General features: G+C 64.5%; 22 protein-coding genes. 6 read left to right on the plus strand and 16 right to left on the minus strand.

Going from position 1 to position 20,169, the window contains the following annotated elements; genetic code table 11:
* Nucleotides 1-14 precede the first annotated feature (14 nt).
* Complete coding sequence (fdhD, locus tag P6U27_RS15120) at nt 15-803, minus strand: formate dehydrogenase accessory sulfurtransferase FdhD (RefSeq protein WP_407194268.1); 789 nt, start codon at nt 801-803, stop codon at nt 15-17.
* Between the two features lie 176 nt (nt 804-979).
* Here fdhD and P6U27_RS15125 point away from each other — a divergent pair, with 176 nt between their 5' ends.
* Together P6U27_RS15125 and P6U27_RS15130 are read left to right on the plus strand one after the other, a co-directional pair.
* Nucleotides 980-3,301, plus strand: a complete 2,322-nt coding sequence (locus P6U27_RS15125; RefSeq protein WP_129143230.1) for an FdhF/YdeP family oxidoreductase — start codon at nt 980-982, stop codon at nt 3,299-3,301.
* Between the two features lie 37 nt (nt 3,302-3,338).
* A complete protein-coding gene (locus tag P6U27_RS15130; protein WP_122406618.1) occupies nt 3,339-3,947 on the plus strand; it encodes a cysteine hydrolase family protein in 609 nt (202 codons plus the stop codon).
* A 231-nt stretch (nt 3,948-4,178) separates the two neighbouring features.
* On the opposite strand, the gene P6U27_RS15135 is transcribed toward P6U27_RS15130, so the two are convergent.
* Nucleotides 4,179-4,961, minus strand: a complete 783-nt coding sequence (locus P6U27_RS15135) for a Crp/Fnr family transcriptional regulator (protein WP_122402799.1) — start codon at nt 4,959-4,961, stop codon at nt 4,179-4,181.
* Between the two features lie 240 nt (nt 4,962-5,201).
* Between P6U27_RS15135 and P6U27_RS15140 the strand changes: the two genes are divergently transcribed.
* Nucleotides 5,202-6,119 carry a cytochrome c gene (locus P6U27_RS15140; protein WP_122402800.1) on the plus strand — a complete coding sequence of 306 codons (918 nt, stop codon included), beginning with the start codon at nt 5,202-5,204 and terminating at the stop codon, nt 6,117-6,119.
* Between the two features lie 5 nt (nt 6,120-6,124).
* On the opposite strand, the gene P6U27_RS15145 is transcribed toward P6U27_RS15140, so the two are convergent.
* The 12 genes from P6U27_RS15145 to P6U27_RS15200 form a co-directional block, all read right to left on the minus strand.
* Nucleotides 6,125-6,535: a cytochrome c family protein gene (locus P6U27_RS15145; protein ID WP_122402801.1), complete on the minus strand. Its 411-nt coding sequence runs from the start codon at nt 6,533-6,535 to the stop codon at nt 6,125-6,127.
* Nucleotides 6,516-7,394 (minus strand): cytochrome c oxidase assembly protein, encoded by an 879-nt coding sequence (locus P6U27_RS15150; RefSeq protein WP_122402802.1) that lies wholly within the window; start codon nt 7,392-7,394, stop codon nt 6,516-6,518. The genes P6U27_RS15145 and P6U27_RS15150 overlap by 20 nt, the downstream gene beginning before the upstream one ends.
* Complete coding sequence (locus P6U27_RS15155) at nt 7,382-7,726, minus strand: hypothetical protein (RefSeq protein WP_122402803.1); 345 nt, start codon at nt 7,724-7,726, stop codon at nt 7,382-7,384. The genes P6U27_RS15150 and P6U27_RS15155 overlap by 13 nt, the downstream gene beginning before the upstream one ends.
* A complete protein-coding gene (locus tag P6U27_RS15160) occupies nt 7,723-8,325 on the minus strand; it encodes a cytochrome c oxidase subunit 3 (protein WP_122402804.1) in 603 nt (200 codons plus the stop codon). Before P6U27_RS15160 ends, P6U27_RS15155 begins: the two co-directional genes overlap by 4 nt.
* Nucleotides 8,322-10,235 (minus strand): cytochrome c oxidase subunit I, encoded by a 1,914-nt coding sequence (ctaD, locus tag P6U27_RS15165; RefSeq protein ID WP_129143231.1) that lies wholly within the window; start codon nt 10,233-10,235, stop codon nt 8,322-8,324. The genes P6U27_RS15160 and ctaD overlap by 4 nt, the downstream gene beginning before the upstream one ends.
* The gene (gene coxB, locus P6U27_RS15170; RefSeq protein ID WP_122402806.1) at nt 10,232-11,206 is read right to left on the minus strand and encodes a cytochrome c oxidase subunit II; all 975 of its coding nucleotides are present in this window, start codon (nt 11,204-11,206) and stop codon (nt 10,232-10,234) included. The genes ctaD and coxB overlap by 4 nt, the downstream gene beginning before the upstream one ends.
* Nucleotides 11,207-11,238: 32 nt before the next feature.
* Nucleotides 11,239-11,799: a c-type cytochrome gene (locus P6U27_RS15175; protein WP_122402807.1), complete on the minus strand. Its 561-nt coding sequence runs from the start codon at nt 11,797-11,799 to the stop codon at nt 11,239-11,241.
* Nucleotides 11,800-11,872: 73 nt separating this feature from the next.
* Nucleotides 11,873-13,027 carry a DUF305 domain-containing protein gene (locus tag P6U27_RS15180; RefSeq protein ID WP_122402808.1) on the minus strand — a complete coding sequence of 385 codons (1,155 nt, stop codon included), beginning with the start codon at nt 13,025-13,027 and terminating at the stop codon, nt 11,873-11,875.
* On the minus strand, nt 13,024-13,203 hold the full coding sequence (locus P6U27_RS15185) for a CsbD family protein (RefSeq protein WP_407194269.1): 180 nt from the start codon (nt 13,201-13,203) through the stop codon (nt 13,024-13,026). Before P6U27_RS15185 ends, P6U27_RS15180 begins: the two co-directional genes overlap by 4 nt.
* A gap of 166 nt (nt 13,204-13,369) precedes the next feature.
* Nucleotides 13,370-14,974, minus strand: a complete 1,605-nt coding sequence (locus tag P6U27_RS15190; protein WP_122402810.1) for an alpha-amylase family glycosyl hydrolase — start codon at nt 14,972-14,974, stop codon at nt 13,370-13,372.
* Complete coding sequence (locus P6U27_RS15195) at nt 14,955-15,524, minus strand: hypothetical protein (protein WP_129143232.1); 570 nt, start codon at nt 15,522-15,524, stop codon at nt 14,955-14,957. Before P6U27_RS15195 ends, P6U27_RS15190 begins: the two co-directional genes overlap by 20 nt.
* A 12-nt stretch (nt 15,525-15,536) precedes the next feature.
* Nucleotides 15,537-16,712, minus strand: a complete 1,176-nt coding sequence (locus tag P6U27_RS15200; RefSeq protein WP_122402812.1) for a zinc-dependent alcohol dehydrogenase — start codon at nt 16,710-16,712, stop codon at nt 15,537-15,539.
* Nucleotides 16,713-16,882: 170 nt separating this feature from the next.
* Here P6U27_RS15200 and P6U27_RS15205 point away from each other — a divergent pair, with 170 nt between their 5' ends.
* A complete protein-coding gene (locus tag P6U27_RS15205; protein WP_122402813.1) occupies nt 16,883-17,665 on the plus strand; it encodes an SDR family oxidoreductase in 783 nt (260 codons plus the stop codon).
* A 360-nt stretch (nt 17,666-18,025) separates the two neighbouring features.
* On the opposite strand, the gene P6U27_RS15210 is transcribed toward P6U27_RS15205, so the two are convergent.
* Both P6U27_RS15210 and P6U27_RS15215 read right to left on the minus strand, forming a co-directional pair.
* Entirely contained in the window at nt 18,026-18,214 is a 189-nt protein-coding gene (locus P6U27_RS15210; RefSeq protein ID WP_122402814.1) for a hypothetical protein, read from the minus strand.
* 52 nt (nt 18,215-18,266) lie between these two features.
* Nucleotides 18,267-18,671 carry a response regulator gene (locus tag P6U27_RS15215; protein WP_122402815.1) on the minus strand — a complete coding sequence of 135 codons (405 nt, stop codon included), beginning with the start codon at nt 18,669-18,671 and terminating at the stop codon, nt 18,267-18,269.
* An 87-nt stretch (nt 18,672-18,758) separates the two neighbouring features.
* Here P6U27_RS15215 and P6U27_RS15220 point away from each other — a divergent pair, with 87 nt between their 5' ends.
* A complete protein-coding gene (locus P6U27_RS15220) occupies nt 18,759-19,766 on the plus strand; it encodes a chemotaxis protein CheB (protein WP_122402816.1) in 1,008 nt (335 codons plus the stop codon).
* Nucleotides 19,767-19,776: 10 nt separating this feature from the next.
* Complete coding sequence (locus P6U27_RS15225; protein ID WP_407194270.1) at nt 19,777-20,043, plus strand: hypothetical protein; 267 nt, start codon at nt 19,777-19,779, stop codon at nt 20,041-20,043.
* The last annotated feature ends 126 nt before the right edge of the window (nt 20,044-20,169 follow it).

The following is a 20,169-nucleotide window of genomic DNA, read 5'->3' on the forward strand; positions in this document are numbered from 1 at the left end:
TCGACGCGGCGCGGTCAGGGCCGCTCCGCGGCGGTGAGCGAAGACACCCGCCTTGGATGGCTGAAGATCTCGAACTCGTTTCCCCGCGCGATACCGACAAGCGTGATGCCACTGGCCTCGGCCGTTCGGACTGCAAGCGCGGTTGGCGCTGACATGCCGACGACGATTCCGGCGCCGATAGCTGCCGTTTTTTGCACCATCTCGACGGATATCCGGCTGGTGAGGATCACGGCGCCCGTGCATCCGGATCTCCCTTCCATGGCCAGAGCGCCCGCAAGTTTGTCGAGCGCGTTGTGGCGGCCCACATCCTCGCGGACCAGCATGGCTCCTCTGTCGGGCTCGAAAAAACCCGCGGCATGGGTGGCATGAGTCCTGTGATTGAGGACTTGCGTGTCGCTGAGCGCCGCGATCGCAGTGCCGATCTGTTCGGAGGTGAGGCACACCCAGTGCTCGACGGGCTGAACGATCCGGCCCGCTTCCCGCAGGCTGTCGATGCCGCACAGCCCGCACCCGGTTGGGCCGACGAGCCGCCGCCGTCGTTCCTTCAGCCGGCGCCCCGCGTCCGGTCGCAGCCACAGACGCAGCTCGATTCCGTCGGGACCGGAAACGACACTGAGTTCCGCGATCTCGCCGATGTCGCGAATGATCCCTTCGGTCAGACTGAACCCCTGGGCCAGGTCGGTCAGGTCGGTGGGAGTGGCCATCAGGACCGCGACGGTCGTGCCGTCGTAGACGAGTGCCACCGGACATTCCTCTGCCACGATACGCGCATCATGCATGCCACTCGACGTGAGCCGCTGCATTGTGACCGAGGCCGTGGGTGTCGATGCGCGATCGCGTGCGCCAGATTGAGAGCCGTGCATGGATACTCGTCCTGCGTCGGGTCATGACGCGCGAGCCCGCGCAAGGTTCCGGGCGCTTAGGAACCTGCAATGGTGTCTCGGGTTTGAGTGCGGGGCCTGCAATCGAAGGAAGCATCATGCGACAGAAGGCGAAGGTCGAGAAGTATGATGCTCCGGCCGGCGGATGGGGCTCGCTCAACGCCCTTGCCCATGTTCTCACGCAGGAAGAGGTTGCGATCCTCGGCAGCGAGATACTGCTCAAGCAGAACAAGCCCGATGGATACATGTGCGTCAGCTGCTCCTGGGCCAAACCGGCCAAGCCGCGTCCGTTCGAGTTCTGCGAGAACGGCGCCAAGGCGACTGCCTGGGAGATCACACGGAAGACAGTGACTCCGGAGTTCTTTGCGCAGCATACGCTGACCGAGCTGCGAACCTGGTCCGATCACCAGCTGGAGGAGCAGGGGCGCCTGACGATGCCGATGCGTTACGACCGGGCCAGCGACAAATACCTGCCGGTCGATTGGGACGAGGCTTTCCGGCACATCGGCACTGAGCTGAACCGGCTCGATCCGCGCTCGGTCGTGATGTACACGTCCGGCCGCGCCTCGCTCGAAGCGAGCTACATGTATCAATTGTTCGGTCGCATGTACGGCACCAACAATTTCCCCGACAGTTCGAACATGTGCCACGAGAGCACGTCGGTGGCACTGCCGGAGGTGATCGGAGTTCCGGTCGGCACCGTTCTGCTGCAGGACTTCGAGGCTACCGATTGCATCTTTTTCTTCGGACACAATACCACCACCAACGCGCCGCGCATGCTGCATCCGCTGCAGGAGGCGGCGCAACGGGGTGTCCCGATCGTGACCTTCAATCCGCTCCGAGAGCGCGGCCTGGAGCGCTTCGTCAATCCGCAAAATCCCGTTCAGATGATCGCGGGTGGCACGCGCATCAGCTCGCAATATTATCAGGTACGGGTCGGCGGTGACGCCGCCGCCATCACCGGGATCTGCAAATGGGTGATCGAGGCGGACGACCTCGCCCGGGCCAATGGGAGTCCGCGCATCGTCGATGCTGCGTTCATTGACCAGCACACGTCCGGCTTCGAGGAATTCGCTGCGTTCTGCCGCACCCAGGGCTGGGAAGAGATCGAGCGGGCCTCGGGACTCTCCCGGATGGCCTTGCGCGAGGCCGCGAACACTTACATGGCTGCCAACGCCGTGATCGCCAATTACGGCATGGGCATCACCCAGCACAAGCACGGGGTCGAGACGACCAAGATGATCGTCAACCTGTTGCTGCTCCGCGGCAATATCGGCAAACCTGGTGCTGGGATCTCGCCGATCCGAGGCCACTCCAATGTCCAGGGCCAGCGCACCGTCGGTATCTCCGAGAAGACCAAACTTGTGCCGCTCGACAAGCTAGCAGAGCTCTACGGGTTCGAGCCGCCGCGATGGGACGGCCTGTCCACCGTCGACTCTTGCGAGGGCATTCTGAAGGGCAGAGTGCGCGGCTTTGTCAGCCTTGGCGGCAATTTCCTGCGTGCCGTGCCCGAGCGATCGTTGATGGAGCCCGCGTGGTCCGACCTGCGCCTGTCGGTGCAGATCGCGACCAAGCTCAACCGCACCCATATTGTGCCCGGCGAGATCACTTATCTCCTGCCGTGTCTCGGCCGGATCGAGATCGACCGGCAGGCAAGTGGTCCGCAGGCCGTGTCGATGGAGGATTCCACCGCCTGTATTCACGGCTCGCGTGGCCAGCGCCGGCCGGTGGCCGAACAGCTCCTGTCGGAGCCGGCTGTCATCGCATCGCTCGCAAAGGCGACATTGAAGGCCAATCCCAAGATCGATTGGGATGCCTGGACCGCCGATTACTCGCGCGTTCGCGATGCCATCGAGCACACGTATCCTGATCAGTTCAAGGACTTCAACACGCGCATGTTCGAGCCTGGCGGCTTTCCGCGGCCGCTGGCGGCTCGCGAGCGGAAGTGGAAGACCCCGAGCGGCAAGGCGAACTTCACCGTTCCGAAGTCGGCCTTCGCGCCGCCGCGCGAAAGCGACGGCATCTATGAGTTGATGACGATGCGCGCCGACGGACAGTTCAACACGACGATCTATACGGAAGACGATCGCTTTCGCGGCATCAAGGGCAGCCGCTATGTCGTGTTCATGAATCCCGCCGACATGGAAAGCGACGGGCTGAAATCCGGAGATACCGTCACGCTGGTGACGGAGGCGGACGACGGGGTCGCGCGCAGCTTGAGCGAGCTCCAGGTCGTCCCCTACGGCATTCCGCGCAGGAGCATTGCGGCTTATTACCCCGAGTGCAACGTGCTCGTTCCGCTCTGGCACTACGCGGAAGGCAGCAAGGTCCCCGCCGCCAAGTCCATCCCGGTACGCCTGTTCAAGGATGTTCCGCCCGAGATCATCGATGCCGGAGAGGCCTCGATTTCGGCGTTGTGAATGGTGGATGAAGCCGCATGTTCAGGGGGCGAGCACGATGAGGGACGGTACGTCGGATGTTGCCGACATCAGCGATGCCGTTCACTTGTGCATCGACATGCAGAACATTTTCGCTCCCGGCGGCCTTTGGGCGACGCCCTGGATGGAGCGCGTCCTGCCGACGATCGTCTCGGTCGTTTCGCGCCGTCCGGCGAGAACGATCTTCACCCGCTTCATCACGCCGCAGGATCCAGAGGATCGCCCGGGGCAGTGGCGGAGCTATTTTCACCGCTGGCACCAAGCGACCCGCAGGCATCTGCCGCCATCCGCTCTCGAGCTCGTGCCGGCCTTGAACCGGTTCGTGCCGCCGGCCGCCGTTATCGATAAGCCGGCCTATTCAGCGTTCAGCAACCCCGGTCTGGCGAGCCTGCTGGTCGAAAAGAACGTCGGTACCGTCGTGATTTCAGGCGCAGAGACGGACGTCTGCGTGCTCTCGACGGTCCTGAGCGCCGTCGATCTCGGCTTCAGGGTCGTCATCGTGGAGGATGCGCTGTGCAGCTCATCCGATGTCGGGCACGATGCGCTCATGACGATGTATCGGACCCGCTTCCACGGCCAGGTCGATCTGGTGACGGCGGAAGAGCTGGCCGAGTTCTGGCGGGAGTAGGTGCGCGAGCTGCAGTCTCCAAGGTGAGTAGTGCGCCTCGGCGCCTCTCGAGGTGCAGGGCTATCGCGTTTGAGAGTGCTTCTGCGGCCATCTTCGAGACGCCCGCTTTATGCGGGCTCCCGACGCGGACTAGCCTCATCCTGAGGAGGCGCGTAAGCGCCGTCTCGAAGGACGAGGCTTGCGCGCAGGCCGCCGCAACGAGTCATGTGCGATAGCCCTGCCTGAGGTCGGTCAAGCGACCGCGACGTCGGCCGTCGCCGACCTCACGTATGGCGGCCGCGCATCGTTCGCGCCGGATCGAATGCTCAGATAGGCCGGGTCGAAGCCGGCGAGCCGGACCAGGCCCGGCCAATCCGTGATCGTCAAGGTCTTGCCCTGCCATTGCAGCAGATTGCAGCGGCGCAGCTCCTGGATGGTGCGGTTGGCATGCACCGCGGAGATGCTACAGGCGGCGGCGAGGTCGGACTGGGTAAAGGGCGAGGACAACCTGAAATCCCTGGCGAGCCCGACGATTTGCAGCCGGACGGTGATCTCGCAGAGCAGATGTGCCACGCGCGTCAATGCGTCCCGGCTGCCGAGATTCACCGTCCAATTGCGCTGGATGGCGTGGTCGGCAAGCAGCATCAGCAGCATCGCATGTGACATCGCCGGTGAACGCGCCGTGACTTCGCGGAAGAAGCGGTGCGGCACAAGCGCGACGATCGCGGGGCCGAGCGCGACCAGATTGCCGTCGATGCGCGGACGATAGAGGGTGTGCAGGTTGGCGATGTCGCCGGGAACGCAGAGCGCGGTGATCTGACCGTCTGCGCTTTCGTGATTCTGCCAGGACAGATAGCCCTGGAGCAGCAGGCAACATTGCCCAGCCTCGTCGCCGTGCCGCAGGACCGTCTGATGCGCGCCGAAATGCGCAATGCTGCTCGGCATGTCCGCAAGCAGATCGAGATCGTCGGGAGGCAATTCGGCGAGGCTCGTCAGGCGATCGGCGAGTTTCGAGAAAGCAAATCCTGCCTGCATGTGATGTCCGATGGCCGACCGCCCCAGTCCCCGACTTTGACTGAGAAGGACGGTAGGAGGCATTAACCTTTGATACGTTTACTCCGGCGCGCCGGGCGATACAGCGAAGCGCCCGGATATCGACGTGCCGTATCGTTCATTGTTCCTATTGATCTGAGTGCCGCGGCGTCTGTCGAGCAGGAACAGGCGCGGTTCGTCTCCGTTACTGGACGGTGGTCAGGTGGAGGAAACTGAAAGCGAATGCGCGGGCGCTTCTGGCTGGTGTCGGCAATCCTCATCGCGTGCGCAGCCGCTGTGGGGGTATGGTTCATCACCGCGCCGGAGCGCTTCGGCTCGGACGGGGTGGGCGCCGTATCCGACTCGGGTGGCGACGTCGAGCATGGCAAGCTCGTCTTTGCGGCCGGCGATTGCGCCTCCTGCCATGCATCGCCGGGCCAGTCCGATCGTTTGCACCTTGGTGGTGGACTTGCTCTGGCGTCCCCTTATGGAACTTTTCGTGCGCCCAACATTTCGATGGACCGGATCGACGGTATCGGAGACTGGACCGCCAACGACCTTGCCAATGCGCTACTGCGCGGCGTGTCTCCGGACGGAAGCCACTATTATCCGGTCTTTCCCTATGCAAGCTTCACGCATATGCGTCCTGATGACGTGCGGGACTTGATGGCCTATTTGCGCACGCTGCCTGCGGTGAAGGGGCGTCCCCCGGACCATGAGCTCAATCCGCTATTCGGCATTCGCCGTTTCGTCGGATTCTGGAAGATGCTGTACTTCAAGCCCGGCCCGATTGCGCCGGATCCGGCGCAGGACGAAAGATGGAATCGTGGCCGCTATCTGAGCGAGGCGCTTGCCCATTGCGCCGAGTGCCACTCCTCCCGCGACATGTTCGGCGGCATCGAGGCAAGCACTCGCTATGCTGGCGGACCGGACCCCGTCGGTACCGGTTTCTATCCCAACATCACGGCCGCGCGCCTCCGCGACTGGTCGGAAGCGCAATTGGCGGCGATGCTGAAGACGGGGATCACGCCGAATCATGGCCGGGTCGGTTCGTCCATGGCCGGAGTCGTGACCAACATGGCGATGCTGCCCGAAAGCGATCGTGAGGCGATTGCCACCTTCGTGAAATCATTGCCGGCACGGCCGACGCCCAATCCCTGAACATCTCATTGCGCATAGAGGTAGGCCGCGACGTCACGCGCTTCGGCCTCACTGATGCCGGTCGCGGGCATTGCCGTGCGGGGCGAGAAGGCTTGTGGTGTCACGATCCACTGGACCAGATTGTCCGGCGTGTTGGTCGCAACACCGGCGATGTAGACGCGCGTCCTGAGATCGGCGAGCGAAGCACCGACTTTGCCGTCGCCGCCGGGAATGCCTGGAATGGTATGGCACCCCACGCAGCCGTAGCGGCGGATCATCGCCGGTGCGCGGGTCGGATCACCCCCCGTCATGGCGCGGGCGATGCTTTCATTTCGCTGACGGTCGCTGCGCGCGAAGCCGACCGCGACCGCCGCGGCGAGGAGAAGGCTCGCCACTCCGATTGCCAGCGCCGCCCAACTAGAGAGCGTGAAGCGCATCGGCTCGCTCCCTACCGGACCGGCAAATCCAGAGCGCGATCAGCGCGAGCGCCGAGCCGGCATAGATCGTTCCCGCCGGCACCCACATGATGATGCCAGCCAGTTGCTGGTCCTCGAGCGGCGTCAAGCCCCAGGCCGCTGCGGCATCGGCTTGCTGCCGGTACAGGAGGTGCGGGGCAAGTGCCATCAGCGCACCGAGAACGCTCGTGTGCAGCATGGTGACGAAGACGTGCCAGGCAGCGCTGCCGATTTGGCTGCGCCGGAACACCGACCACCAGAACAGGATCGCGGTCAGAAAGAAGCTCAGATGCTGCACTCGGTGCAGGAGAATGTTCTCGACCGCGGCATCGAACAGCGCCGGTGCGTGCCAGGTCCAGATCGCGATCCCATGCAACAGCGTGGCGTTGCGGCCAGCGCTCAGCAGGCTCCACAGCCGCGTGATGTAGGGATGCCGCATCGCCCAGCCGATCGCGAGCCGCGTGCGCTGCGGCAGGGACCAAAGCAACGGTCCGACTGGCCTTGCGAGCACTAGCAGCGGTGCCGCCACGGCCATCAGGATTTCGTGCTCGATCATGTGGAACGAGAGGAGGCGTTCTCCGAGCCAATGCAGCGGCGATACCAGCGCGGCAGCCAGCGTCAGCCAGCCGGCGCCGCAGATGATATCCTGCGCGATGCGTTGGCGGCCTTTCCGTGCCAGCACAAGCCTGCCGATGCCGTACATCAGGCCGAAAAGCGTGAGCGGTACGATGATCCAAGGATCGAACGTCCAGCCTGGTGCTGCAGCCTGCAGCGCCGACCCATGCGCGTAGATCGAATGCGGCATCGACCAAGCGATCGCGGCGAAGGCTATTTTTCGCATCCCGTCAACACCATTGCAGCGAGGCCCTGCATCAGCAGGGCGAAAGTGAAGAGGCCCGCGGAGAGTGTACTCACTGTGCTGCCGAAATCGGCATTGCCATGATGTCCGTCGGTTTTGCCGATCACCCGCCGTGGAGACAGCCATGATGAGAGGGCCGATGCCGTCGTGAGCGCCGCACCGATGAACGAGGTGATGGCTGAGGCGTGAGACTGCGAGCGGCAATCGACATAGGGCAGGATCTGCCCGAGCTGCATGTTCGCCGCCCAGACCAGCGGCGCGAACCAGAGTCCCGCCCAGATCGAGAGATGGGTGAGGAGCTTTGACGCGTTCATAGCCGTGCCAACCAATAGATGCAGCCATAAATCGGAAGCCAGGTCGCGACGACAAAGTTCCAATACATGGCGTTGTCCTGGACGTCGCCGAACCTTCTCGGGCTCCGGCCGTGCCGCGTGAATACCAGCGCCGCCAGCACCAGCGTGTCGACGAGATCGGTGATGATGTGGGTGGTGTGGAGGCCGAGCAGGGTCCACACCACTGAGCCGTAGGCGTTGCTGTCCCAGCTCACCTTGAGGGCGGGGAATTCGAAGATGCGCACGATCAGCGGGAGGGTGCCGATCATCGACATCATCACCATTCCGATCCGCACCTTGCGCAGGTCCTGCTGCTCGGCCCAGCGCGAGAGCAGGATGTTGGGGATGAGACTGGTTAGCAGGATCAACGTCACGAGCGTGCCGGGAAGCAGATCGGGCGGCGGCGTGTTGATCGGCCAGGCCGTCGCCAGGCTCATCAGGTAGAGATAGACGGCGATCACGAGCGCGAAGCCGGTGCCTTCGATCAGCATGAAGGCGAGCGTGCCCCACCAGGTGACGCTCGCGGTACCCATTCCGTGCAGCGGCAATTTGCCGAGATCGAGCACGATCTTCTCTCTCATGACTCGTCCTCCGGCGTACCCTTGGGCCAGAACCAGCCGATCAGCGCGACCGCGGCCGGGATGGAGCCCCAGACGACGGCCCAGGGCGAGAAGATCGACCAGATCAACATGATCGTGGTCGCAATCGCGGCCCACAGCGGCCAGATGGAATTCTGCGGCGAGGCTTCGCGCGCCTGCGGTTCGGCGGTTGCCAGCGTGGTCACGATCAGTTCGCGACGATCGGTGCGCAAGCCATCGGCGACGGGGAGGCCGTCGCGGTCGTCCCACACCGGATGCAGGCTGCCGACGACCGGTATCATGGCGAAATTGTAGCTCGGCGGAGGCGATGTCGTCGCCCATTCCAGCGTCGGCGCATCCCAGGGATTGTCCAGCGCAATCTCTCCGAAGCGTGCGCTCCGCATGACATTGATGAAGAACAGCAGGAAACCGGCCGTGAGGATCACTGCACTGACGCTGACGAACAGGTTGAGCCCGTGCCAGGGCAAGTCGGGCTGATAGGTGTAGATGCGGCGCGGCATGCCCTCGAGCCCGAGGATGTGCATGGGAAAGAACGTCGCGTTGAAGCCAACGAAGATCAGCCAGAACGACCACTGGCCGAGCGCTTCGCTCATCATGCGTCCGGTCAGCTTGGGAAACCAGTAGTGGACGGCGCCAAGCAAGGGAAACACGGCGCCGCCAATCAGCACGTAGTGAAAATGCGCGACGACGAAATAGGTGTCGTGCACCTGCGTGTCGAACGGCACGGACGCGACCATCACGCCGGTCAAGCCGCCGATGACGAAGGTGATGATGAAGCCGATGATGAAGAGCAGCGGGCTCTTGAATACCGGCCTGCCGTCCCACAGCGTCGCAAGCCAGCAGAAGATCTGGATGCCGGCGGGGATCGCAATCGCCATGCTGGAGGCTGTGAAGAAGCTGTCGCCGAGCCGCGGCAGCCCCGCCACGAACATATGATGCACCCACAGCCCGAAAGCGAGGATGCCGGTGGCGATCAGCGCCATCACGAGGCCGAGATAGCCGAAGGCCGGGCGCCTCGCGAACGGCTCGATCATGGTCGAAACCATGCCGACGGCGGGCAGAAAGATGATGTAGACCTCGGGGTGGCCGAAGAACCAGAACAGATGCTGCCAGAGCAGCACGTCGCCGCCCTCGGCCGGATTGTAGAAGTGCGTGCCGACGAGGCGGTCGAGGATCAGGCTGGTGCTTGCGAGCACGATTGCCGGCATGGCCATGATGACGAGGAACGACGTCACCAGCATGGCCCAGACGAAGACCGGGATGCGGTCGAGCGTCATGCCCGGCGCACGCTGCTTGAAGATGGTGACGACGAGCTCGACCGCGACCGCGAGCGCGGAGATCTCGGTAAAGGTGATCATCTGCGCCCAGATGTCGGCACGCTTGCCGGTGCCGTATTGCGGGCCCGACAGCGGCACATAGGCAAACCAGCCGACGTCGGGCCCCATGTCGAGCGCGAACGCGATCCAGAGCAGTGCGCCGCCGGCGAGATAGATCCAATAGGAGAAGGCGTTCAGGCGCGGGAAGGCGATGTTGCGGGTACCGACCATCAGCGGCGCCAGATAGACCGCGACCGCTTCCATCACGGGCACGGCAAACAGGAACATCATATTCGCACCGTGCATCGTGAAGATCTGGTTGTAGCGATCGGGTCCGAGCAAGCGCGCCTCGGGCTGCGCGAGCTGAATTCGCATCAATGCAGCGAGCACGCCGCCAAGGGCGAGGAAGACGAAGGCGGTGAAGATGTAACGGCGGCCGATGATCTTGTGGTCGACGGTCGCAAGCGCGCCCCAGAGGCCGGACGGGGTCTTCCACGTTTCCGCCAGCGCGTCGGTCAGCTGCGCGCGCTCGACATCGATGTCGCGCTGCTCTGGGGCCGCGGCGGACGGCTTCATTTCAGGCTCGCCAGATATGCGGACACCGCACGCAGCTCGTCGGGCGTCAGCGGCACCATCGGCATGTTGTTGCCGGGCTTGATGGTCTGGGGATCGGCGATCCAGGCCGCGAGCGAGCCCCGTGTGGTCTCGAACAGGCCGGCGGCGATGGTGCGGCGGTTGCCGACATGGGTGAGATCAGGGCCGGTGGTGCCGACCGCCGCGGTGCCACGAATGGTGTGGCAGGCCGCACAGGGCTTTGCCAGGAAGGTCTGCAGGCCGGCGGCGGTTTGCTCGTCGGCCGGTTGCGCCGCAGTCTGCCGCTGTGTTGCCGTCCATTTGTCGAAATCGTCCTGCGGTTCGGCAATCACCAGCAGCGACATATGGGCGTGCTGCATGCCGCAGAACTCGGCGCATTGACCACGGTAGATGCCGGCGTGCTCGGCGCGGATGGTGAGCTCGTTCGGACGGCCGGGAACGAGATCCTGCTTGCCGGCGAGGCTCGGGACCCAGAACGAATGGATCACGTCGAGACCTTCGAGCTTGAGGCGCACCTTGCGACCGACGGGAATGTGGATCTCGTTGGCGGTCTCGAACCGGCTCGACGGATCGGGGCCGATATATTCGAGACCCCACCACCATTGCAGGCCGCGCACGCGGATCGTCAGATCGTCCTGTCCTGCGACGGTGAGCGCGCGCGTGGCGACGAAGCTCATGACGGTGAAGGTCCCGATGATGAGAACGGTGGCGACGACGGCACCGGTGACGGCAATGGTCATGCGTCGCTCGCGTCCGGGTTCGGGCGACACCGGCCGCGCATCACGGCTTCGCCACAACGCGGCGATCAGCGCGATCAGCACCAGCATCCAGACCAGGGAGCAGACCGCGACGATCAGGATGATGAGGTGCTTCAGGCTGATCGCCGAGGTGCCGTAGACGTCGAGCGCGGATTGCCAGTTGCCGCCGCAGCCGGCCAGCGGCGCGGCGAGCATTGCGCTCGAACAGGCTTTGCGGGCGGCGCGGATCACGGTGTCGGTCCCTGGTCCGGATGGACGGGCGAGGGACCTTCATCGAACAACAGCTTTGCCGGCGCGCGGTTCTCCGCGGGCCGGGTCTGCTTCTCGTCGTTGCGGCTCGGTGCGGCGGTCTTGCCTTGGTAGGAGCCGATCGTCTGCACATAGCCGGCGAGCTGCCAGATCTGATCCGTCGTCATCTTGTTGCCGAACGCGGGCATGCCGTGCGGCCGCCCATCACGGATCGAGGCGAAGATCGAGACCATCTCGGGGCCGTAGTACCACCAGCCGTCGAGGAAGCCGGGGCCGCTGCCGCCCTGGCCGTCGCCATGGCAGCTCCTGCAGCCGAACCACGCATAGAGCCGCTTGCCCTGGCTGAGATTGTAGGCGTTGACCTCATAGGGCTTGCCGAGCACGAAATAGACGTCCGGCGGCGCACCGCTGATGCGGTTCGGCATCAGCGCTACCCTGTCGAGCGCATCGGCGATCGGCGGATCGAGCCGCAACTGCCGCTCTTCCCGCTGGCATCCCGCCAAAGCGGTTGCAAGACCAAGGAGAACAACGCCGGCCATCCGTTGCATCTGATCGCTTGAATTCAGGAACCTACGATCCTCAATCGAGACGCCGAACCAAGGTTCCTCGCGCTCAATTGACGTTGTCGCCGAGCATGTTACGGACGGCGGTGGTGACGGCGGCGAGGCCGCTCGCGCCGTGCATCAGCGCGATCTCGCCCTGCTGCTCGTGGCGAATGGCTTGCGCCATGATGCGCAGGCGCAGATCGCCGCGGCTGTGCCACATCTGATCGGCCATCCTGACCGCACCGCGGTGATGCTTGCCCATCGTCTCGACGAACAATTTGTCGAACTGGTCCGGCGGCGCGGTCTTGACCTGTCGCATCTCGGCCGGCGTCAGGAAGCCCGGCATCGCCGCACGCTCCTCCGTGCTGCAATCGGGCATCTCCGTGTCGAACCAGCTCAGCCACCAATTCTCGAAGATCCGGTTCTCGCCGGTCTGGCTCGCGACCATCAGCATCGCGAGCTTTCGCAGATGCGGATCCTGCGCGCGTTCGGCAGCCGTCCGCGCCAGCTCAATCCCCTGGGCGTGGTGCGTGCTCATATGCCGGATGTAAGCCTGATCTTGATCCCTGTCGCGGCCCATCCATGGCAGCTCGTATCCATGGCCGCCGAACAAAGCGATCGCCCCGAGCACTGCAATCACGGCCAGCGCGCCGGTGGTCCACGCGTTGGTGAACCGCACGTCGCGTCCCGGCGCATGCCCGCGCCTCCAGCGCAGGCGGGCGAACAGGGGATACATCACGGCCGAGGAGCCATGCACCAGCAGCCCGATCCAGTAGGGCTGCTGTAGCGTGAACAGCGGCTGCCAGAACGGAAACAGCGGCACCAGCGCGAACCATTCCACGCTGGATGAGAATACGGCCCAGGGCAGCGCCAGCAGCAGGATCGTGGCCGGCCGCAAGTCGGCAGTCCAGCGCCCGAGCACGCCGAAGAAGACCAACGCCCAGGAAAAATCCGCCCATTGGTGAAAGGCGATCCCGGCCAGGATCGTGCTCCAGGATGGCTCGCTGCTGATCGCCCAATCGCGCGCCGGAATGGCGGCGACCGTCATCCAGTCGACCGCGGCATCGCGGCCGATGCGGGCGGCGAAGAGCTGGCTGACGATGGTGGAGAAAGTGCTGCTGATCAGGCCGAGCTCGGCGGCGGCGATCCAGCGCGAACGTCGCCGCCCGCCGGTGATGCGCCGCGCCCCGCTGGCAAGCGCTGGTCGCGGCTCTGCGTTCACGTCAGCTGCTTGAGCTTCTTCAGCGGATTGAGCTCGCTCGGCTTGTCCTGTTCGTCGCGCCCGCGCTCGGCTTGCGCCTTGCAGTCATCGTGCAGATCCTGGTCGCCGATGATCTCGCCGACGGCCTGCTTGGTCCTGCCGGCGATCCGGTGCTGAAGACCTTTGGTCTTGCCCATGAGCTGCCTCCGATATGTCCTTCCTTAAGGGCTCGCGCCGCTTCCCCGGCGCCCGAAGGGGGCGTGAGCGCCGGGGCTGCGGTTCCGTCCAAATTGCCTCCGGCGACGGGGGGACGCCGGAAGCGTTGATGAGACGCTTCGAGAGGCGGATGGTTCCTTCGGGCCGTCACCGGGGCTCAATCGCGATGATCACGCCTTCGTTGCCCCGGAGCAGGATGGAAGCATCCGGCAAGGGCTCGGGTCGCCGGTCCAGCTGCGTCGACAGCAAGAGGCGGCCGCGGCCTTGCCAGTGGAAATTCCGCGGTTCGGCCGCGATGTTGAGCGCGACCAGAAATTCGTTACGGCCATCCATCCTCTTGTAGGCCAGGACGTCGTTCTGGGAGCGCAGCGGCGCGTAACCGCCCCGCCGCAGCCCGGCATGGTCGCGCCGCAGCGCCATCAGCGTGCGAAACAGCGCCAGGACCGAACGTTCGTCGCGCTGCTGGCCGGCGATGTTGGCCGCGCCCTCGGGCGGCTCCAGCGGCAGCCATGGGCTGCCCGTGGTGAAGCCGCCGCCCGGGCTGTCATCCCATCGCATCGGTGCGCGTTCGGGATCGCGGCACAGCCCGTATCCGGGCACGAGCTTCTCGAAGGGATCGTGGACGCGGTCCGGCGGAATGGGAACGCGCTTGCGGCCGATCTCGTCGCCCATGAAGAAGAAAGGCGTCCCGCGCAGCGTCATCAGCAGCATCGCCATCACGCGCATCTGCGCCTCGCCGATCTTGCTCGCGATCCGCTGCTTGTCGTGGCCGCCGATCACCCAGACCGGCCAGACATGTTCAGGGATCGCATTGAAATAGGCGTCGATCGTCGCTTGCAGCGACAGCGCATCCCACTTGGAATCGAGCAGGGCGAAATTGAGCGGCAAATGCAGGCGCGGCCGGCCGTTGCCGTAGAAGTGGCCGATGCGGTCGGTCTTGCCCTGGACTTCGCCGCAGAGCATTCGTCCCGGATAGGCGTCGATCACCTCGCGGATGAACTCGATGCAATCCATCGTTTCGGGCCGGTCGTCGGTAAACACCGGCGTCTGCCGCTGCGGTGGCGGCTTGCTCTTGGCTTGCGGGTTCGGCGGATTGTCGCGCAGCAGGTGGTCCTTGATCAGCACCGCGCTGGCATCGACGCGAAAGCCGTCCACGCCGCGGTCGAGCCAGAACCGCATGGAAGTGGCGATCGCGGCACGCACCTGCGGATTGCGCCAGTTGAGGTCGGGCTGCTCGACCAGAAAGGAATGATAGTAATATTGCCGCCGTGCCTCGCACCATTCCCACCCGCTGCCGCCGAACCGGCTCAGCCAGTTGTTGGGCGGCCCGCCATTCTCGGCAGGATCGGCCCAGATGTACCAATCCGCCTTGGCGCTGTTGCGCGAGCTCGAGCTTTCGACGAACCATGCATGATCGTTCGCGGTGTGATTGGGAACGAGATCGAGGATGAGCCGGATGCCTGCGGCGTGCAGCGCTTCGAGGAGGCGATCGAACGCGTCGAGGCTGCCGAAGGCGGGCTCGATCGAGCAATAGTCGGAGATGTCGTAGCCGAGATCGCGGAAGGGGCTCTTGTAGATCGGCGTCAGCCACACCGCATCGATCCCGAGCCACTTCAGGTAATCGATGCGCGACATCAGTCCGGCGAGGTCGCCCTTGCCGTCGCCGTTCGAGTCCTGGAAGGAGATCAGCGCGATCTCGTAGATGACGGCGGATTCCCACCACGCGGCTTCGTCACGGGACTCGACGCTCATCACCTTGCATCACCTCGTTATGCCCAGCATGCGATGTGATCTGCCGAGCCGCAGTCCGGACGCTCTCGATGCCCTTGGGGAAACCGCTGCGGTTGGGATAGAGCTTGCGCCGTGCGTTGCGCGGCGGTCGCCGCGGCTTGGTGTCCTGTGCGGCGCGGTAGTCCAGCATGGCGATGCCGCCGACCATCAGCAGCGCCAGCGCGATGTTGCCCTTCTTGGGATTATTCGACGTCAGCCCTGAGAGCAGCGCCGCGGCATCGAGGCCGTCGCCGCCGAAGCGGGCCCACAGGCCGGCGTTCTTGTCGATCGACAGCGACATGATGCCTGCGAGGATTTCGCGCACGCCGAAGGCGCGGACCATCGTCTCACGGCCTTCCATGCCCAACGTTTCCGTGACGCGCCTTGGCGCGAAAAGTTCGACGACGCCAAGCCCGATGCTGAACCAGCCGAGTGCACGCGCGAGCTGGTCCGCGGGCTGTTTCAGGCTCGGGCCGCCTTCGACGATCTTCGGATCACCCTTGGTGCGGACGATGTTGGAGAAATGAAACATAAGCCTGCTCCTTCAGGGCTTCAGCACGACCTTGACGCAGGAATCGCGCTTGTCGCGGAACACCTGGTACATCTCCGGGCCTTGGGCGAGCGGGACGGTGTGGGTGATGACGAAGGACGGGTCGATCTCGCCCTCTTCGATGCGGCGGAGCAGGTCGTCGGTCCAGCGGTTGACGTGGGTCTGGCCGGTGCGCATCGTCAGGCCCTTGTTCATGAAGGCGCCCATCGGCATGTTGTCGGAGAGGCCGCTATAGACGCCCGCGACGGAGATGATGCCGCCGGGCCGGCAGACATAGATCATCTCGCGCAGCACGTGCGGCCGGTCGCTTTCCAGCATCACCATCTGCTTGGCGCGGTCGAGCACGGTGTCTGGCCGGGACGGCATCACGTGAGCTTCCATGCCGGCGCAGTCGATGCACTTTTCCGGTCCCTTGCCGTCGGTGAGCTCGTTCAGACGCTCCACCACGCTCTCGGTCTCGAAGTTGATCGTGGTGGCACCGCCGGCTTCCGCCATGCTGAGCCGCTCGGGCAGGCAGTCGATCGCGATCACCTGGTTGGCGCCGAGCAGGATGGCGCTGCGGATCGCCATCTGCCCGACCGGACCACAGCCCCAGATCGCGACCGTGTCGGTCGGCTCGATGTCGCATTGCACGGCGGCCTGCCAGCCGGTCGGGAAGATGTCGCTGAGGAACAGCAATTGCTCGTCGGGAATGCCTGGGGGCACCTTGATGTGGGTGGCGTCGGCAAAGGGTACGCGGAGATATTCGGCTTGGCCGCCGGGATAGCCACCGGTCAGATGCGTATAGCCAAACAAGCCGGCTGTCGTGTGCCCGAACACCTTATCGGCCAGATGACGCTTGCGGTTGGTGGTTTCGCACACCGAATAATTGCCGCGCTTGCACTGTTCGCATTCGCCGCAAATGATCGTGAAGGGCACGACGATGCGGTCGCCCTTCCTGAGCTTGCCGTCGACGCCCGAGCCGACCTCGACCACTTCGCCCATGGTCTCGTGGCCCATGATGTCGCCGGGCAACATGCCCGGAATGAAATTGTGGAAGAGGTGCAGATCGGAGCCGCAGATGGCGCAGCTCGTGACCTTGATGATGGCGTCGCGTGGATCCTGGATCTCCGGGTCAGTGACGGTGTCGCACCTTATGTCCTCCTTGCCGTGCCAGACCAGCGCCTTCATCGTCCGTCCTCCCGCTTGAATCACTTGGCATCTAAGTCCAGGAAGGAACGATGGTTGCTAATCGCCCCGCGCAAATTCTTCGCACTGCGCAAATAGGAACGCGGGAGCAGGGCGGCGATTGAGCGTCATCACCTCAATTCCCCAAGGGTCCAAATCCGAGGATTTGCCGCATGCCCGCCAATCAACTCGCCGTCGTCACAGGCGCCTCAACCGGTATCGGTCTGGAACTCGCCAGGTGCTGTGCGCAGGCAGGCTTCAACCTCGTCATCGCGGCGGACGAGGCCGCGATCGAGCAGGTGGCCGTCGATCTGCGCCGGCTCGGCGGCAGCGTCGAGCCGGTCGAGGCGGATCTCGCCACCACCGAGGGCGTGGACAAGCTCTGCGCCGCGCTCGGCGACCGGCCGATCGATGCGCTGCTGGCCAATGCCGGCATCGGCCTCGGCAAAGCCTTCCTCGACCAGGACTTTGCCAGGGTGAAGCACCTCATCGACACCAACATCACAGGCACGCTGTATCTGATCCACCGCGTCGGCAATGAGATGCTCCGCCGCAATGCCGGCCGCATCCTGATCACCGGCTCGATCGCCGGCTTCATGCCGGGCAGTTTCCAGGCCGCCTACAATGCGAGTAAGGCGTTCCTGGATTCATTCTCGTTCGCGCTGCGCGAGGAGTTGCGCGACAGCGGTGTCACCGTCACCTGCCTGATGCCAGGTGCGACCGAAACCGAGTTCTTCCGCCGCGCCGACATGATGGATACCAAGGTCGGCACCGAGAAGAAGGACGGCGCCTACGGTGTCGCCAGGGCCGGCTTCGATGCGATGATGCGCGGCGACGCCGACATCGTCACCGGACTGAAGAACAAGATTCAGACCACGGTTGCGAGCGTCACGCCGAACGAGATGCTGGCCAGGCAGCATCGCAAGATGGCGGAGCCGGGCACCGCGAGGTCGTAGAGCGACATCGTCGCAATTTCACGGAGTGGCGCGAACCGTGTTGCGGGCCGACAACAAAGGCGCCCGCCGATTCACATAGCCTAATGCACAGCGGCCCCGAAACCGTCAAATTGTACGGGCTGAAACAAGAGGGGGGCTGCGATGGCGATGGATCGCATCGAACAAGCCTTTGTCGCGACTGCGGTCACGGGTTTTCTCGTGATGATGGTGGCAATTGTCTGGATGATGATCAGCTGAATTGGGGGAGCTTGCCGTCTTGCGCGTCGCGCTACCTTACGCCGCGATTGTCCTGTGCCTGGCGGTGACCGCCTGGCTTGCTGTCGCACATCTGTTCTGATTCGATCGGCTGCGCGGCGCAGATCAGCGGGCCTTCCCCGATTTGCGGTCCCGGCGCGGCGGCTTGCGGCGCTCTTCCTCCAGCTCATCGCGCAGGCGCTGGGCGCTCACGAGATGGTCGGTGCTGCGCAGCAGCGCCATGCCCTCGCGCACCAGCTCACGCGATTGGCTGAGCATCTGCTCATCGAGGGCGGTATCAGGTAGGTAGATCATTGAACGTCACACTCCACTGCGAGAAGTGGGGAAGGATGCGCTGCGTTGCGTGTCATGCCCGCCGATCGCCGATGAGTCCCGCCAGAGTCCGCGCCATGGCTGCGACATCGATCGGCTTTTCCCAGAGCGGCACGTCGTGGAATTCCGGCGCGATGCTGATTCTGTCGTAGCCGGTGGTGAACACGAAGGGCACGCCGCGCGCCCTGAGTTCCCTGGCGACCGGAAAAATCAGCTCCGTCCGAATGTTGACGTCGAGCACGGCGCCGTCGAGTACGCCGGCCCCCTGCAGCATTGCCATCGCGTCCTCAATGTCCCCCACCGGACCTGCAACCTCGGCGCCCAGCTTTCGCAGCGCATGTCCGATGTCGTCTGCGAGAAAATATTCGTCTTCGACCACGAGGATACGGCGCCCAGTCAGGGGCGCGCGCTGACGAGACGATGCGTGAGAACTGGACATGATCCCCTCCAGCAATCCCTCCAGGCGGATAGGAACATAAGACCGGGACCCACTTTGGTGCAAACGATGCAATCGAAGGTGGGTTCCATGGGAAACCGCGACATCATCGTGATCGGGGGCTCGGCCGGGGCGACCGCGCCGCTGAAGCAGATTTTGGGCCGTCTGCCTGCGGATTTGCCGGCTGCCGTCTTCGTCGTGCTGCACATTCCGGCGCAGGGCATCGGCATCCTCTCGACGGTTGCCAGCAGTGCCGGCCCACTTCCGGTCCGGCAGGCCGAGAACGGCATGAAAATCGAGCCTGGTCACGTCTATCTGGGTGCGCCGGACCATCATTTGCTGCTCGCTGGAGATCGCGTTGTCCTCGGCCGAGGGCCGCGCGAGAACATGGTGCGGCCGGCGATCGATGCCCTGTTCCGCTCTGCCGCCCTCTATCACGGCCCGCGCGTGGTCGGCGTGCTCCTCAGCGGCCTGTTGTCCGACGGCGCGGCCGGTCTCAACGCCATCAAGCGCTGCGGCGGGATGGCCGTGGTGCAGGATCCCGCGGACGCAATCTCGGACGAGATGCCGCGGCGCGCAATGGAAGCGACTACAGTCGATCTCTGCGTTTCCGGCGCCACCATGGGCGACGTGCTGTCCGAGCTCGTCAGGGAGCCGGCCGGAGCCGCGCTGCCGGTCCCCCCCGAGATCAGGCTCGAGGTCGAGATCGCGGCTGGGGAGCGTGTAGGCAGCGACAATCTCAGCGCAATTGCGGACCCTGTCGGGCTGACTTGCCCGGCCTGCGGCGGCGTGCTTTCGGAAGTCAAGGAAGCGCGACCGATGCGCTTCCGCTGCCAGGTGGGTCACGGCTTCACCGCCGATGCTCTCGCCAAGGAGCAGGAGGGGCGCGTCGACGAAGCCCTGCGCGTGGCGCTGCGCATCATCGAGGAGCGCGCGGAGCTGGTGCAGCGCATGGCAGCCGACGGCCGGCGCAGCGGCCGGGCTGCCGTCGCCGAGATGTACGAGGCTCGGGCACGCGAATATCGCGAATATGCCAACATGATCCGGCGCGTTGTGCTAAAGTCCCTTGATCCTCCCGTGGGCAAACCGGAGGCCTGAAGGCTCTGCCATGGCCACCTCCCTTGCCGAACGCACCGCGCAACTCAACATCGAGCAGAGCCTCCTGGTGAAGGCCGATAGAGACATCGAGGAGGGCTGGAGGCGCATCCGCGATCAGGAGGATCGGGTGCGCGAGCTGATGGCGGGCGGACACGACACGCGCCAGGCGGAACGACTGGTCAGCCTACTCAGGCAGACCCTGGTGGAATGGGAGCGCCACCGCGTTTTGATCGAGCAGCGGGTCGAGTATCTCCGGCAGGAGGTCGCGGCGGGGTAGTTGGGGAAAGGACGGCAGCTCTCCTGAACTCCGCGCTGAGCTCGAACATGGTATCGAGCTGACGCTCCGTATACCGGCGCCAGCGCTCGTTCTCGGCCAGCAAGCGGCGGGCTTCCGCGGTCGCAC

The organism is Bradyrhizobium sp. STM 3566 (assembly GCF_045571445.1).
Classification (GTDB): Bacteria; Pseudomonadota; Alphaproteobacteria; order Rhizobiales; family Xanthobacteraceae; genus Bradyrhizobium; species Bradyrhizobium vignae.